Genomic DNA, 15,154 nt, shown 5'->3' on the forward strand with positions numbered 1-15,154 from the left:
TTCATTTCCGCATTTAAAATGCAGCTGAGTTTATGGATTTTCCTGTCATGGAATCGGTCTGAAAAGTGAGACGAACAGGGAGATAAGGCGAAAACAGGCGGAGACATTCAGCGTCAGTTGGCTATAATACCTGCCACTTGTTTCCCATCCAATTTAAAGGACACAGACATGAGCTTACTCAACGTCCCTGCGGGTAAAGAACTGCCAGAAGACATCTACGTTGTTATCGAAATCCCGGCCAATGCCGATCCAATCAAATACGAAATCGACAAAGACACGGGAGCGCTGTTTGTTGACCGTTTCATGTCTACCGCGATGTTCTATCCGTGCAACTACGGCTACATCAACCACACCCTGTCTCTGGACGGTGACCCGGTTGACGTGCTGGTCCCAACGCCGTACCCGCTGCAGCCAGGTTCTGTGATCCGCTGCCGTCCGGTTGGCGTTCTGAAAATGACCGACGAAGCCGGTGAAGATGCGAAGCTGGTTGCTGTTCCGCACACCAAGCTGAGCAAAGAGTACGATCACATTAAAGATGTGAATGACCTGCCAGAGCTTCTGAAAGCACAGATCGCTCACTTCTTCGAGCACTACAAAGACCTCGAAAAAGGCAAGTGGGTTAAAGTTGATGGCTGGGACAACGCTGAAGCTGCAAAAGCAGAAATCATCGCGTCCTTCGAGCGTGCGGCTAAGAAGTAATTCTTACTGCTGCTCATTAAGGCCCCGCGCGTCGGGGCTTTTTTGTGGCTGGTGAGTTTCGCCCGGCGGCGCTACGCTTGCACGGGCCTACAATGAATAGTGCAATTTATTGAAATAGTTGCGGATTGTAGGCCGGGTAAGCGCAGCACCACCCGGCAAGAAAGGCGGCTAAACTGTTGATGCCGGGCGCGAAAAAAACAACGCCACCTTTCGGTGGCGTTATCGTTTATCAGTACTGGTCTCTGTCTAACCAGTTACCGCTTTCAATCCGCGTCAGCCCCTCGACCGGACGCTGGTAGACGTACATCCACGCACTTCCGTACGGCGTCTGGATCAACTGGCGTGCGTATTCACCGCCCCTGGTGCGCAAGGCATCAAGTTCGGCAAGAGTAGCATTATCAATACGATAAACCTCACCCTGTACCGTTCCGTTCCCCGGAACCGCGCCTGGATAGTGGCCCAGACTGTACAACTGGTAGTTCTCGATATTGTAATTTCCCAGCAACTGGGCGTTGGTCATCCAGTGGCTGTTGCCTTGCTTGGTTCGTAAACTGCCGTAAACAAATATTCGCATTGCTAAAACTCAAACTGATAGAGCAGATCAAGTGCCTGGTCTACGCCGGACACTGCTTCCAGATATAGCTTGGGCATCAGGCGGTAGCGTAGCGTGAGTGTTGCCAGTGAGTCAAAGATACCCACACCATATTTTACCTGCAGACCCGGCAGTACATAGCCGCTGACCACCACCTGCGAGGAGTCACCCACGCCCTGGGTGTCCAGCGCCAGATTGCTTACGCCGAACGTCTCGCCGATTTTACCCACAACCTGACCACTTTGTGCAACCCCCAGCCCCACTAACATTGATGTCATCGCCGCACTGTCGCTTTGACCGCTCTCCAGGCCCTGTCCACGCAGCAGGTAAGACAGCGCTTCCTGTTGTGACATAGCCGGGTCGGAGAAGATTTCCGCCTTCGGTTCATCAGCAGAGCCGGTCACGCGCACGCCAGCGATCACATCGTCTTCGGTCGCTTCCGGGTTACGAATCGCCTCAATATTCAGCAGGGGCTGATCCGGTGGGCCGGAGAACAGCAGCTCGCCTTTACGCACAATCAAATCCTGACCGTAGGCATGGAAACGCCCTTCAGGAATGTTGATCTGTCCGTTCAGGCCAAGCCCTTGTTTATCCTGCGCCACTTTCAGGTCGCCCGTGAGTCTCGCCTTCAGCCCAAACGCATCCAAACGCACGTTATTCCCCACGTGCACGATAAGATTACTATTGATCGGTATGCCTGCGCTCTGCTGTTCGACAGGTTTCAGATTTTCATTGAGCATAACTTCATCACTGGAGACGCCGACCGCGCTTTCCGGCACCTCATGAACCACGATACGCGCCCACGGCACGTCCACACGTCCGTCCAGCGTAAAGAGGCTTGGCGTGGCTTCAAAGACCACGTCCGGCGACACGTCGAGGCGCACCATCGGCGGCACCGTGATGCGTACCCGGCTGCCCTTCGCAGCGATGCGGGCACGCCAGTTATCAAGCTGACTCCAGTCGGCATCACCGCTCAGGTTGATTTGTCCCTGCTGAGTCAGCACCGACCCGGTAAGCGTCGAGCTTCTGCCGTTAAAGTTCATGGCAAGCTGGCTCGGCTGCATATCAAACGGCATAAAGTTGCCGTCGATATCGATACCGCTCAGCCGCATCTGTCCGAACAGTTGCGGGCTTTGCGCATCACCCGCCAGACGCAGATTGGCATTCAGCGTTCCTGCGGCTTTCTCCCCGCGCGAGAAAATCGGGTTCACCATTGCCAGGTTGAAGTTGCGGATATTCACGTTGCCACCGAGGTTACGTCGTCCTTGCGGATCGGTAACTTGCACCTGTCCGTCGAACTGGCCGTTATTGGTCAGACGGATCATCCACCCCAGCTCAGCGCGGTTGTTATGCAGATCCGCGTTCAGACTGAGGGTATCGAACGCTACTGGCAGCGGAGCGTCGTTTACCTCCTGCGTCACCTTCACGTTGCGCCCGGAGAGCGTGACGCTGCCCTGCGGCAGCCCCTCTTTGGTGGTGTCCCACGCCACATCCGCTTTACCGCTAAAGACACCGCTCGCCTGCGTGGTGTCCGGCATAAACGGTTTCAGCATCGCCAGGTCGAAGCGGTTGAGATTAACCTGCGCACGCCCTTCAGCGCCTGCATCAATGGTTTGTGGCACGCACAGCTCAGCGTTCGGGTTGGTCCAGCAGTGCGGTCCAATGCTGATCTTCTGCTCGGCGTTACGGTAATCCAGAGCGATGGAACGCGACAGCACCAGCGGGCCGACTGGCGTACTGAAGCGGGTGTTATCCAGCGTCCCCTTCCAGCGCGTCTCTTTACGATCGAAACTCCCGGAAAGGTGCAATTGCCCGGATACCGGCTCACCCTGTACGCGCAACTGGAGATCGTGCTGCTTTTCGTTGCCTTTGGCGTCCAGCGTCACCAGATTGATATTCACATCCGGCTGAGAAATACGCTCCACGCGCAGGTTCAGGTTGCCGCCGATCTGATCGGTCGATTTCACATCCCCTTCAACACGAACGCGCGCAATGGACAGCGCCTGCCACCGCAGGTTACTGGCAGTGATATCCGCCAGCAGCTGTGGCGCATCCACCGTGCCGCGCACCTTCAGCAACCCTTTCGCTGTGCCGCCAAGACCCGGCAGGGCGTTATCCAGATTCGGCGCGTCAATGGTGGCATCCAGGTCGAGATCTTTCACGCCCAGCTCACCTTTGATATCCGCCGTGTTGCGCCCCAGCGCCACGTGCAGGCCGGGGATCACCCACTGCAGGTAACTGTTGCCCTTCACCGAACCGTCAACGTTTACCTTGTTCTGCTTCACGTTGCCGGTGAGTTTGATTTCCGGCACGTCCATCTGCCATGTTCCACCGTACAGGCTGCCGCGCGTTTTAATCAGGCCATCAAGTTTTGACGGCCAGTCCGGCACCTCTTTGGCGGTGTTGATACCTGTGAGCTTCAGTTCACCGCGCCAGCTGATCGCCTGCTGCCAGTCGAGCAGTGCTGTCAGTTCGGTTTTCCCTTCCAGCGCCGCCACGGTCAGCTTGTCGAGATTAACCTGTAACTCGTTCCCCTTCGCATCCAGGGTGATATCCGCTGGCGGCACGCCCTGCCCCTTCACTGCCGTACGGAACGACAGCGTGTAATCGGTCATTTTGCCGCTCAGGTTCAGCTTCAGGTCATCGGCCTGGAACTGTTTTTCGCCGGTGAATGGCCAGTAGAGCTGCTGGCTGACGATTTCAAGGTTTAGCGGTAAACCGGCCTCTGCCAGCTGGGTTTGCCCGCGCAGAACCATATCCACCGGGCCGGAGAGGTTAACGCCAAACTCCAGCTTCTCGCGCAGCGCACCACCGACTTTCAGCTTCACCTTCTCGCCCTTAAGCGGATCGATATTGAGCGCGCTGTTCAGCGTAATATCCACCGGCCAGTTGTCGCGCAGCAACGCGTTCCCCGACGCATTAACGGAGCCCTGGTTAGTGTCGATATCCAGCGCATCGAGCTTCATATTGCCGTCAATGCTGCTGACTTTAAGCAGCATGTTATAGACCGTCAGATCGGTATCGCCCGTCAGACGCAGCTGCTCGCCTTTGAATTCCTCAATGTTAAGGTTCAGCGGCAGATGAACGTCGGTCATCTCCGGCAGTACCGGTTTTGAGAAGAGATCTTTCAGCGTTTCGCCCAGCGGTTTCTCTTCCGGCTGCGGGTTCTGGATCTTCGGCTCGACAATCTCGTCCTGGGCCACGTCCGCCACTTTCGGCAGCGCAATCAGCAGCCCCTGCAGGGAGGTTGGCGTCAGGGTCAGGTTTTTCTCCTGCCAGCGCAGGCCGGAGGTGAAGTCCATCACCGAGACGGTGGTGTCGTCGATTTTGATATTGACGTTGTCCAGCGCCACACGGTAAAGCGCGATCGGGTACGGCGTGGAGAGGTTCAGCGGGCCGCTGTCCTCTTCTTCCACGGGCGCAGATTTCGGCATTTTTTTCGAATCTATCGCTACGTTCACATCTTTTAACGACAGATCGTTCACGCACAGCTTGCTGTCCCGCAGACAGCCCAGCTTCACCGCCAGATGGAACTCGCCCGCATTCACCGCCACGCCTGGCTGTTCATAACGAATATTTTTCAGACGCAGATCGCGCCAGCCGCCCGTCACCTGGCCAATTTCCAGCCCCGGCACCCAACGGTTCGCGGCATTAAACAGCAGATGCAGGCCGGTGGTGGTGCCCACCAGAAACGCCACCGTACCGAGCAGCAGCATGATAAAAATCAGCACTCCGAGGCTTATCTTCTTCCATAAACTCATAATTCAGGCCCCAGACCGATGTAAAACTGTAAACCGTGTTCATCTTTATCACCCACCGGCACGGCGAAATCGAGCTTGATTGGCCCAACCGGGGACTGCCAGCGCACACCCACACCCGCGCCGGTTTTGAAGTCACTTTGGCGGATGTCGTTCACCGCTTCGCCGCCATCAACGAACATCGCCCCCCACCATTTTCCGCTGACGTTGTACTGATACTCCAGCGATCCAGTCGCCAGTTTTGATGCCCCTGTCAGTTGGCCTTTTTCGTTTTCCGGTGAGATCGATTTGTATTTATACCCGCGAATGCTGCGGTCGCCCCCGGCGAAGAAACGCAGGTCCGGTGGAACGCGCTCGAAATCATCCGTTTCAATCCAGCCGAGGTTGCCGCGCACCACAAAGCGGTGTTTGTCGTAGAGCGTTCGTATCCAGACGTTTTGCGCCTGCACCACCGTGAAGTCCACGTCGGAACCCCACATGGTGTTGGAGTAGTCGATAGAGTAACGCTGGGAATCACCCCAGGTGGGCATCAGCCCGCCGCGCGAGCGGGTACGGCTGATCATCACGCCAGGGTACAGCAGCATCGTCGTGTTAGTGACGTTGGCCTGGGTAAAGTGGTCAAGGCTCCAGCGCAGGTTTATCGCGCGCTGCCAGCCGCTGGAAAGATCCCAGTAACGCGACACGGCAAGTGTGGTTGAATCCGCCTCGGTATCGTTCAGATCGGTCCGTTTGAAGCCGCCCTGAACCAGGTAATACTGCTCAAGCGGGTTTTTCAGCAGCGGCATTTTGTAGCTGAAATCGAGCTGTTGTTCCGGCGCGGAGATGCTGGCGCTGGTGGTCAGGCTGTGGCCGTAGGAGTTCATCCACGGTTTTTTCCACGTCGCCTTCACGCGCGGGCCGACGTCCGTCGAGTAGCCGACGCCGGTCTCAATGGTGTTCTCGGTGCGCGGCGAAACCACGCCATGCAGCGGCAACACTTTGGTTTTACGCGCTTTATCGAACTCCGGTGCAACAACGACCGAGTTAAACCAGCCGGTTGCCGACAAACGACGGTTCAGCTCGCCCAGGTCGCTTGACTGGTAGTAATCACCCTTTTTGAAGGGCACCAGGTTTTGCAGATACTCTTCGCGGATTTGCGATCCTTCAAACGTCACATCACCAAAGCGGTAGCGCTGGCCGCTGTCGTAATCGATATCCCAGAACGCCTGACGCCTGTCCAGCGCCACACCCAACTGGCTTTTATTGAACTGGCTGTCGAAGTAGCCTTTACGCAGCGAGACGCTGGTTAAGGACTTTTTGAAGCGGTCGTAATCACCGTGATTCAGCACGGTGCCAACGTTAGGGCGCGTGCTAAGAAGATCTAGGTAATCCCGGTCCGTGCGCGCACCGCCGCGCAGCACCACGTTGGTGCCGCCAATCAATACCGGCTCACCCGGCGAAACACGGGCAATCAGCACCTGCCGCCCTTTGGCCGGAGGTGGACGTAAATCGAAATCAATGGTGGGTTCGTAATACCCCAGCGCCTTTAGCCCTTCACGGATCGCATCATCAACGCGCGCGCGAAAACGCCGGTCCGGCGTCACTTCATCACTCTGGATTGTTGACAGCTGCGCACGCACGTTTTTTTCCAGCGCCCCGGATAACCCCTCAACCTGCAAACGGACATTCGCCGCGCTGGCAACCCCGCTTGTCAGCAATAGACTGACCAAACATAACTGGCGGATCTTTGTCACGTTTTCTCCTGAATATCCCTGTTTCCACCCTGGAAGCAAATGATGTGCCGCTCCGCGACTCAATACGGCCTTTCAGCCAAAAACCCAATTAGCGGGTTGAAAAAGGGTCTAACACCCAAATATTTCTTATGATTAAATCTAGACTCATTCAGCGCTTTTATTGTGTTCAATTAAACGCGCCATGACAACCTTAACCAAAACATCGCTACCTGGGAGGCCCCACCGTGAGTTTATTCGACAAAAAGCATCTGGTTTCACAAGCCGATGCATTACCGGGACGGAATACCCCAATGCCTGTGGCGACCTTACACGCCGTAAACAACCATTCAATGACAAACGTTCCTGATGGAATGGAGATCGCCCTGTTCGCGATGGGCTGTTTCTGGGGGGTTGAACGTTTGTTCTGGCAATTGCCTGGCGTTTACAGCACCGCAGCGGGATACACCGGGGGCTATACACCAAACCCAACCTACCGCGAAGTGTGTTCCGGTGACACCGGCCATGCGGAGGCAGTACGTGTGGTGTATGACCCGAGCATCATCAGCTATGAACAACTGCTGCAGGTATTCTGGGAAAACCACGACCCGGCGCAGGGTATGCGTCAGGGCAACGACCACGGCACGCAGTATCGCTCTGCCATCTATCCGCTGACCCCGGAGCAGGATGCCGCCGCTCGCGCCAGCCTGGCGCGCTTCCAGGAGGCGATGCATGCCGCAGGGGATAAACGTCAGGTGACAACGGAAATCGCCACTGCGAAGCCGTTTTACTATGCCGAGGACGATCACCAGCAGTATCTGCATAAAAACCCCTACGGTTACTGTGGCATCGGTGGTATTGGCGTTTGCCTGCCGCCACAGCTGGCCTGATTACTGGTTTAGCGCCACGCGAGCCGCGTGGCGCGTTGCATTGGTCACCGACCCGTAATCCATCACCTTTCCCTGCAACAGCAGGTTATACACCGGTGCCTGCGCCCTGTTGAGTCGCGTCTGCAGCAGATGCACGGCTTCTATACCCAAATCGCGGCAGGGTACAGTGACGCCCGTGACCGGTTTTTCCAGACGATGTTCTAAATTCCACGCAAAATCGGTGGTGATGATCGAAATATCGTCCGGCACACGCAGCCCGTGACGCTGCAAAGCCCTGAGTACACCCTCCGTCATGCTGGTGCTGTTCGGGAAGATAACGTCCGGCCACTGCTGTCTGTCGTGGCTAACCAGCCACGCATCCAGCGCTCGCTCGGCCTCTTCGGCGGTAAACCACTCCGTCACCAGCAAATCCCGCTGCGGCTCGAAGGCAACGTGAAAATGGCGGTACGCCTCTTTAATCCCGTCCAGCCGGGCATATAACGTCTCGCGGCGCAGACAGGTCAGCGTCAATACGCGGCGGTGCCCTTGCTCAAAAAGGTACTGCATGGCGGTAAAACCAATGGCGCGATGGTCAGGCGAAACGGAATCCAGCACGCGATCCCGGTCGACAGAATTAATTAAGACACAGGGCTTATTAAGCGTACTCGCCAGTTTGAATATGGTGGAATCATCTGTGCCAATGATAATGATCGCATTAATATTTTTATGGCTGGCCTTTTCCATAAATAATTTCACATCGGCGTGCTGTTCTTCTAATCCGCAATAACTGACCCAGACATTATGTGGCGCGCTGGCTTCGGCAATACCTTTAGTGACTTCCAGATAAAAAATATCGCCGCGCCCCTGGAAGGTTCTTTCCGGGGCAAATACCGCGATGCCGTTAATCAGCAATCGCCCGCTCGCCATCGACTCCAGTACGCCTAATTCCCGCGCGGTGCGCACTATTGCCTCGCGAGCCTTATCGCTGGTGTAGGATTTGCCGCTTAGCACCCTCGACACCGTGCTGACGGAATACCCCGTCAGGGACGCGATTTCCTCCATTTTTAACTTGCCCGCCATAATGTGACCTCGCTCTCAATCAGTTTTTGCAAATATTTGCAGAAACAGCGCTTTGATTTTAAAACGAAATTTCAAAATGGTTAGAGTTTACTTATTGACCTTGCGAGTATTCTCACAAAAACACATTGTCGCGGTTGCTCTCCTTTCCTATTTTCCGGTCATCACTCTTTTCGACTGAAATTAAGGTGTGACATGGAAAAGGTACGTTTTGGCATTATTGGTATAGGTAATATCGGTACGGTCCACGCGCGCTATTTACTGGCGGGGACCGTCAGTGACGCCTGTCTGACGGCGGTTTGCGATAATGCACCGGAAAAGCACGCTGCCATTCGCCAACTGGTGGGCTCCGTTCCTCTTTTCAGCGACGCGCAGGAGATGCTCCAGAGCGGGCTTATCGACGCGGTCATTGTCGCGACGCCCCATTACGACCACCCGCGCCTGTCGATGCTGGCAATGCGTAACGGCATCCACACCCTGTGTGAGAAACCGGCGGGCGTTTATACGGCGCAGGTGCAGGAGATGAACGCCTGCGCGCGCGAATGCGACGTGGTGTTTGGCATCATGTATAACCAGCGCCCTAACCCGCTTTATCAGAAGGTTAAAGATCTGATCGACAGCGGCGAGCTGGGCGAGATCCGTCGCTCTAACTGGATCATTACCAACTGGTATCGCTCGCAAAGCTACTACAACTCCGGCGGCTGGCGCGCCACCTGGAAAGGCGAAGGCGGCGGTGTGCTGCTCAATCAGGACCCGCATCAGCTCGATCTCTGGCAATGGCTGGTGGGCATGCCGATCCGTCTGCGTGCGTTTTGCCAGTTCGGTAAGCATCGCGATATCGAAGTGGAAGACGAAGTGACCGCCTATGCGGAGTACGCCAACGGCGCGACAGGCGTGTTTATTACCACCGTCGCAGAAACACCGGGAACCAACCGTCTGGAGATTGTGGGCGATCGCGGCAAAGTGGTCGTTGAAGCGGGCAGACTGCGCTACTGGCGGTTGCGTGAATCAGAAACTGCATTTAATGCCCGCTGGCAGAACGGCTTTGGTGAGCCCGAATGCTGGGAGGTGTCCATTCCGGTTGCGCCTGAATATAGCGAACATCACGTCATTACCGCCAATTTCTGCGCCGCCGTACTGCGCGGTGAGCCGCTGATTGCGCCAGGTCTGGAAGGTATCCGCGGGCTGACGCTGTCCAATGCCATGCACCTTTCCACCTGGACGGACGACTGGGTTGAGCTACCGCTGAACGAAAAACAGTATCTGCGCCTGCTCCAGCAGCGCATCGCCACCTCTGTTGATAAAGAGACAATAAGCCGAACGCTGGATGCCTCAGGCACCTGGTAACACCGGAGAATGCATAATGTTAAATGTCGCTATCGTGGGAACAGGGAATATCTCGCATAACCATATTCAGGGCTATTTGCAGTTTGGTCAGCGCTGCCGGATTGTCGCGCTGGTGGATATCTACCCGGAAAAAGCAGAAGAGAAAAAAGCGCGCTATGGCCTGACGGAAGCCCGCGTGTATGAGAGCCACCAGCAGATGCTGGCCGCAGAGCCAGAACTCGATATCGTCGATGTCTGCACGCCGCCCTACGTACACGCAGAAATCAGTATCGACGCGCTCCACGCCGGTTGCCATGTGCTGTGTGAAAAACCGATGGCAGCCTCGCTGGAAGAGTGCGACGCGATGATTGCGGCACAGCAGGCGAGCGGAAAGATTCTCTCGATCATTGCGCAGAACCGTTTTACCGACGCATTCTGGCGCTTAAAAGCGGCGCTGGATTCCGGGCTGGCAGGCAATATTTGCCACGCGCAGGTAGATTCGTTCTGGTGGCGCGGGCACTGCTATTACGACCTGTGGTGGCGCGGTACCTGGGAAAAAGAGGGGGGCGGCTGCACGCTCAACCATGCGGTACACCATATCGACGCCATCCAGTGGATGCTTGGCTTCCCGTCTGAAGTGGTGGCGATGATGACCAACGTGGCGCATGACAACGCCGAGGTGGAAGATCTCAGCGCCGCCATTTTCAAATACCCCGGCGGCGCACTCACCCAACTGACCGCCTCGGTGGTGCACCACGGCGAAGATCAGAAGATCATTATTCAGGGCGATAAAGCGCGCATCTCTGCGCCGTGGCAGGCGTTTGCCAGCGTCAGCGCCGATAACGGTTTCCCGCAAGAGACCCACGACCTGCAACGTGAAGCCTTACTTAACGCCGTTTTTCATGAGACCCCGAAACTCACCTGGACGCTGCACACCGGGCAGATTAACGACCTGCTGCAGGCTATCGAGCGCCGTACCGCCCCGCTGGTGGACGGCGTACAGGGCAAGCGTTCGCTGGAACTGATTACCGCTATCTATAAATCGGCCATTACCCGCAGCGTGGTGTCGCTACCGATTGACCGCAGCGATCCGTTTTACCGTACCGGCGGGACTAACGCCCTCGCCCCCCGTTTTTATGAGAAATCCACAAGCGTCGCCAACTTTAGCGAAGTGGGCGCAATCCCTCTCGGCAAAGATCTGGATCGAGGAATGTAACCATGAATAAGAATGATGGAATGAACTACGCCCCGGTCGGCAAACCGCAGCCGGTTGTCCATGAAGGTGAATTCATTTTTGCCGCCGCGGCACTCGACCACGGCCATATCTACGGAATGTGTAACGGGTTGATTGAAGCGGGTGCCACGCTGAAGTGGGTCTACGATCCCGATCCGGCCAAAGTGGATAAATTCATCCAGCAGTATCCGCAGGTCATGGTCGCCAGTTCACTGGACGTTATTCTCAACGATGACGAGGTTCGTCTGGTGGCCGGTGCCGCCATCCCGTCTGAGCGTTGCGCACTGGGGCTGAAATCGATGGCGGCGGGCAAGGACTACTTCACGGACAAAGCGCCGCTTACCACCCTTGAACAACTGGCAGACGCCAAAGCGATGGTTGAAAAAACCGGGAAAAAATACGCGGTGTATTACAGCGAACGCCTGCACGTGGAGAGCGCGGTCTTTGCCGGTCAACTGGTGCAGCAAGGGGCAATTGGCCGCGTAGTGCAAACGCTCGGCACTGGCCCGCACCGTGAAGGACAAGGCCGCCCGGACTGGTTCTACGATCGTCGTTACTTTGGCGGCATCCTGTGTGATATCGGCAGCCATCAGATTGAACAGTTCCTGTTTTACACCGGCAACAGCGATGCGTGCGTGGTCGCCAGCCAGGTGCGCAACGTCAATCACCCGCAGTATCCGGCCTTCGAGGATTTCGGCGACGCGATGCTCAAAGGCGAGAACGGTGCCAGCGGTTATTTCCGCTGCGACTGGTTCACGCCTGACGGACTTTCAACCTGGGGAGATGGCCGTCTGACGCTGCTCGGCACAGAGGGCTATATCGAAATCCGCAAATATGTCGACTTGACCCGTGGTGAGCAGGATGTGGTGTACCTCGTCAATAAAGAGGGAGAATTCCGCTATCCGGTGGCCGGACAGGTCGGGTTCCCGTTCTTTGGCGAACTGATCCTCGACTGCCTGCACCGCACCGAACATGCCATGACCCAGGCGCATGCCTTTAAGGCTGCGGAGCTGTGCGTAAAAGCACAAATGCAAGCCAACGCAGCGGGATAAGAGGAGGCAGAAATGACGATCCTGAACACGGCGATTATCGGAGGCGGAGCTATTCATGGTTGCCATGTGAATGCCCTGCGCCAGATCCCTAACGTAGCACTGCGCGCGCTGGTGGATACTGATAGCGTTAAAGGGCTGAGGCTGGCGATGAACTATCAGTGCCGCTTTTATCAGGATTACCGGGAAATGCTGCTGGATGATGCCATTGACGTGGTGCATATCTGCACGCCTCATTTTGAGCATAAAAACATGATCCTGGCGGCGCTCGCCGCCGGGAAGCACGTTTTCTGCGAAAAACCGGTGGGCATGAACGGCAGCGAGCTTGCTGACATTGCCGCCGCCGCTGCGCAGGCGTCCGGTAAACTTGGCGTGTGCTATCAGAACCGACTTAACCCAACCAGCCTGCGCATCCGCAAAGAGCTGGCGGAAGGAAGTTTGGGTAAAATGCTGGGCATCAGGGCCGTACTGACCTGGTCCCGCTCAGGCATTTACTACACGGAAAGCCCGTGGCGTGGCCGCCTGGCAACAGAGGGCGGAAGCCTGCTGATCAACCAGGCAATCCATACGCTCGATCTGATGCAATGGTTCGCCGGTGGCGTCACGCGGCTGAAAGGCGTTGTCGATAGCGGTGAACTGGCCGACGTCACCGAAGGGGAAGACAGCGCGATGGCGACGCTGCACTTTGCAAATGGCGCGCGGGGCCTGTTTTATGCCAGTACCTGCCACACCACGGACTCCCCTCTTCTGCTGGAAATCCACTGTGAACACGGCACATTGCAGCTCAACGATAACGCGCTGTGGCGCATCACGCCTGGCGAGCGGTTAAAACTGGAGAGCGACGCCCCGCCTGACGGCACAGCCAAAAGCTACTGGGGGATCGGCCATCAACAGGCGATCCGCCGTTTTTATCACGCCATTCATCACCCGGAAATAACGGATTACACCGATATCTGTGAAGCCGGAAAATCACTCACGCTTGTGGAGGCTATTTATCGGTCATCTCAATTAAGGCAATGGATAGAGATAAATAAGTAGAACGTAATTTGTATTCCAGCAGTTAATAAAAAACGACCCGAAAACGGGTTAATAGCTACCCTACACTGGATAATATTATGGTCAAACCAACTGAACGTAGAGTTGGTTATGGCGTGGCGCTTGGCTACGGCATAACCGATCTGTTTGGCGGAGGCGCTTTCGCCATTATCGGCACCTGGCTGCTATTTTTTTATACCACGTATTGCGGACTGTCCGTCGTTGAAGCTGGCTCAATATTTGCCATCGCCCGCGTTATTGATGCGCTATTAAGCCCGATTATGGGTTATATCACCGATAATTTTGGCGATACGTGGTTGGGCCGTAAATTTGGACGTCGCCGCTTCTTTTTATTACTGAGTTCACCGTTAATGTTCCTGTACGCCCTGCTGTGGTTGACCGATATGGGCTACTGGTATTATCTGGGGACCTACCTCTCTATTGAACTGCTGTCGGCGATGGTGCTGGTGCCGTGGGAAACCCTGGCGGCCGAAATGACCAACCGCTACGAAGAGCGTAGCCGCCTCTCTGGTGTGCGAATGATCTGCTCGCAGCTGGGCGGTTTTCTTGCGGTATCGGTTCCCGGTGTCATTATGCAATTTACCGGTAAGGATAATTCGTTTACCTACACCCTGACCGGGCTGATATTTTCCTGTGTCTTTTGTATTGCGGTCTTTATTACCTGGTACACCACCTGGGAAGCAAAAGATGTGCATCAGGAGTCCGACTTCAAAGTGGATAATCAGCGCAGCAGTGGCATTGGCAATCACCTCAAATATCTGGTGCTGGATCTCTTTTCGTCATTCCGGATACGCGCCTTCCGTCTGCATATTCTGATTTATATCTTCTCGTTCACGGCGATGGACGTATTCGGTTCCGTCTTTACCTATTACGTGGTTTATTGCCTGAGCCAGGACGCCGCGGCGGTGTCGGGCTGGCTGAGTATTGCGGCCTTTGCTTCTGTGCCGGGCACTTACGGATTTATGCTGCTATTAAACCGGCTAAACATGACGCCATCCGCCGCCCTGCGCCTCTCTTACGGCTGTATTTTCTGCGTGCTGCTGTTCCTGTTTACGATCTACCTGACTAAAACGCAGGTACCGACGCTATTGTTCTCGGCGGTCTTTATCCTGTTGGGTGCCGCACGCTCTGGTCTGTATTATATCCCGTGGAATATCTACAGCTTTATTCCTGATATCGACGAGATGGTCACGCAGCAGCGCCGCGAAGGGATTTTTGCCGGTGTAATGGTACTGACCCGCAAAAGCACCGTCGCGATTGCCATCATGATTATCGGCCTGGTGTTGCAGGAGTCCGGTTTTGTAAAAGGCAGCGGTGCACAACCTGAGAGTGCGCTGGGGGCGATTATCGGGCTGATGATTTTTGCCACGGCAGCCCTGCTGGCGGTGAGCTTCTTCACCACTTACAAATTCAAACTCACCCGCGACACGCACAAAGTCCTTCTCAAAGAAATTGCCCGCCGCAAGCTGGGTGGCGATTACCGCGACTGTGATGAACATACCCGCGTGGTGATCAGGCAGTTGACGGGCTACGAGTATGACGAAGTGTGGGGTGGAGCAGCCACGCGGCGCACGGTTAAAACCGTGAAGTTATCAGCAGCAGAATAGCAACACGCGCCGGACCGGTTCCCTGCCTGTCCGGCCTGTTTTTGCTAAAAACGTGACCTCTGGCAGATTTACACGCCTTTACGCTATACTACCCGCTGAAATAATCGGCTCAACGCTACGAGCTGACGTTCAATGTGTTTTCACACAAATGTAATCAACTTCCCTTCCGAGGATCTGG

Annotated in this window: 11 protein-coding genes; 7 read left to right on the forward strand and 4 right to left on the reverse strand. The window is 55.7% G+C overall.

The genetic code is table 11. The features are described 5' to 3' along the window. Positions 1-168: 168 nt before the first annotated feature. Positions 169-699, forward strand: coding sequence for an inorganic diphosphatase (ppa, locus tag ABGB15_RS18830; protein WP_041911466.1), 531 nt, complete (start codon positions 169-171; stop codon positions 697-699). Between the two features lie 229 nt (positions 700-928). Here ppa and ABGB15_RS18835 read toward each other — a convergent pair whose 3' ends face one another. The 3 genes from ABGB15_RS18835 to tamA are packed head-to-tail and all read right to left on the reverse strand — an operon-like array spanning position 929 to position 6,782. Next, the gene (locus tag ABGB15_RS18835) at positions 929-1,273 is read right to left on the reverse strand and encodes a gamma-glutamylcyclotransferase (protein ID WP_014068657.1); all 345 of its coding nucleotides are present in this window, start codon (positions 1,271-1,273) and stop codon (positions 929-931) included. 2 nt (positions 1,274-1,275) lie between these two features. Beyond that, complete coding sequence (tamB, locus tag ABGB15_RS18840; RefSeq protein WP_152083238.1) at positions 1,276-5,052, reverse strand: autotransporter assembly complex protein TamB; 3,777 nt, start codon at positions 5,050-5,052, stop codon at positions 1,276-1,278. Then, a complete protein-coding gene (tamA, locus tag ABGB15_RS18845; protein ID WP_152083237.1) occupies positions 5,049-6,782 on the reverse strand; it encodes an autotransporter assembly complex protein TamA in 1,734 nt (577 codons plus the stop codon). Before tamA ends, tamB begins: the two co-directional genes overlap by 4 nt. Before the next feature lie 224 nt (positions 6,783-7,006). Between tamA and msrA the strand changes: the two genes are divergently transcribed. Continuing rightward, positions 7,007-7,648, forward strand: a complete 642-nt coding sequence (gene msrA / locus ABGB15_RS18850; RefSeq protein WP_215723702.1) for a peptide-methionine (S)-S-oxide reductase MsrA — start codon at positions 7,007-7,009, stop codon at positions 7,646-7,648. Here msrA and ABGB15_RS18855 read toward each other — a convergent pair whose 3' ends face one another. Beyond that, complete coding sequence (locus ABGB15_RS18855; protein WP_215723701.1) at positions 7,649-8,707, reverse strand: LacI family DNA-binding transcriptional regulator; 1,059 nt, start codon at positions 8,705-8,707, stop codon at positions 7,649-7,651. 192 nt (positions 8,708-8,899) lie between these two features. On the opposite strand from ABGB15_RS18855, the gene ABGB15_RS18860 reads away from it, so the two are divergent. From ABGB15_RS18860 to ABGB15_RS18880, 5 genes are all read left to right on the forward strand, one after another. Further along, the gene (locus tag ABGB15_RS18860; RefSeq protein ID WP_215723700.1) at positions 8,900-10,051 is read left to right on the forward strand and encodes a Gfo/Idh/MocA family protein; all 1,152 of its coding nucleotides are present in this window, start codon (positions 8,900-8,902) and stop codon (positions 10,049-10,051) included. Between the two features lie 16 nt (positions 10,052-10,067). Further along, the gene (locus ABGB15_RS18865; protein WP_215723699.1) at positions 10,068-11,246 is read left to right on the forward strand and encodes a Gfo/Idh/MocA family protein; all 1,179 of its coding nucleotides are present in this window, start codon (positions 10,068-10,070) and stop codon (positions 11,244-11,246) included. 2 nt (positions 11,247-11,248) lie between these two features. Further along, positions 11,249-12,316 (forward strand): Gfo/Idh/MocA family protein, encoded by a 1,068-nt coding sequence (locus ABGB15_RS18870; RefSeq protein ID WP_215723698.1) that lies wholly within the window; start codon positions 11,249-11,251, stop codon positions 12,314-12,316. Between the two features lie 12 nt (positions 12,317-12,328). Beyond that, positions 12,329-13,351 (forward strand): Gfo/Idh/MocA family protein, encoded by a 1,023-nt coding sequence (locus ABGB15_RS18875; protein WP_215723697.1) that lies wholly within the window; start codon positions 12,329-12,331, stop codon positions 13,349-13,351. 77 nt (positions 13,352-13,428) lie between these two features. Beyond that, positions 13,429-14,976, forward strand: a complete 1,548-nt coding sequence (locus tag ABGB15_RS18880) for an MFS transporter (protein ID WP_152083230.1) — start codon at positions 13,429-13,431, stop codon at positions 14,974-14,976. The last annotated feature ends 178 nt before the right edge of the window (positions 14,977-15,154 follow it).

Source organism: Enterobacter sp. MALB-1, assembly GCF_041021625.1.
GTDB classification, from domain to species: Bacteria; Pseudomonadota; Gammaproteobacteria; order Enterobacterales; family Enterobacteriaceae; genus Enterobacter; species Enterobacter oligotrophicus.

Coding starts and splice junctions, on each gene's coding strand:
- ppa (WP_041911466.1), top strand. CDS start 169: ATGAGCTTACTCAACGTCCCTGCGGGTAAAGAACTGCCAGAAGACATC.
- ABGB15_RS18835 (WP_014068657.1), bottom strand. CDS start 1,273: ATGCGAATATTTGTTTACGGCAGTTTACGAACCAAGCAAGGCAACAGC.
- tamB (WP_152083238.1), bottom strand. CDS start 5,052: ATGAGTTTATGGAAGAAGATAAGCCTCGGAGTGCTGATTTTTATCATG.
- ABGB15_RS18855 (WP_215723701.1), bottom strand. CDS start 8,707: ATGGCGGGCAAGTTAAAAATGGAGGAAATCGCGTCCCTGACGGGGTAT.
- ABGB15_RS18860 (WP_215723700.1), top strand. CDS start 8,900: ATGGAAAAGGTACGTTTTGGCATTATTGGTATAGGTAATATCGGTACG.
- ABGB15_RS18865 (WP_215723699.1), top strand. CDS start 10,068: ATGTTAAATGTCGCTATCGTGGGAACAGGGAATATCTCGCATAACCAT.
- ABGB15_RS18870 (WP_215723698.1), top strand. CDS start 11,249: ATGAATAAGAATGATGGAATGAACTACGCCCCGGTCGGCAAACCGCAG.
- ABGB15_RS18875 (WP_215723697.1), top strand. CDS start 12,329: ATGACGATCCTGAACACGGCGATTATCGGAGGCGGAGCTATTCATGGT.
- ABGB15_RS18880 (WP_152083230.1), top strand. CDS start 13,429: ATGGTCAAACCAACTGAACGTAGAGTTGGTTATGGCGTGGCGCTTGGC.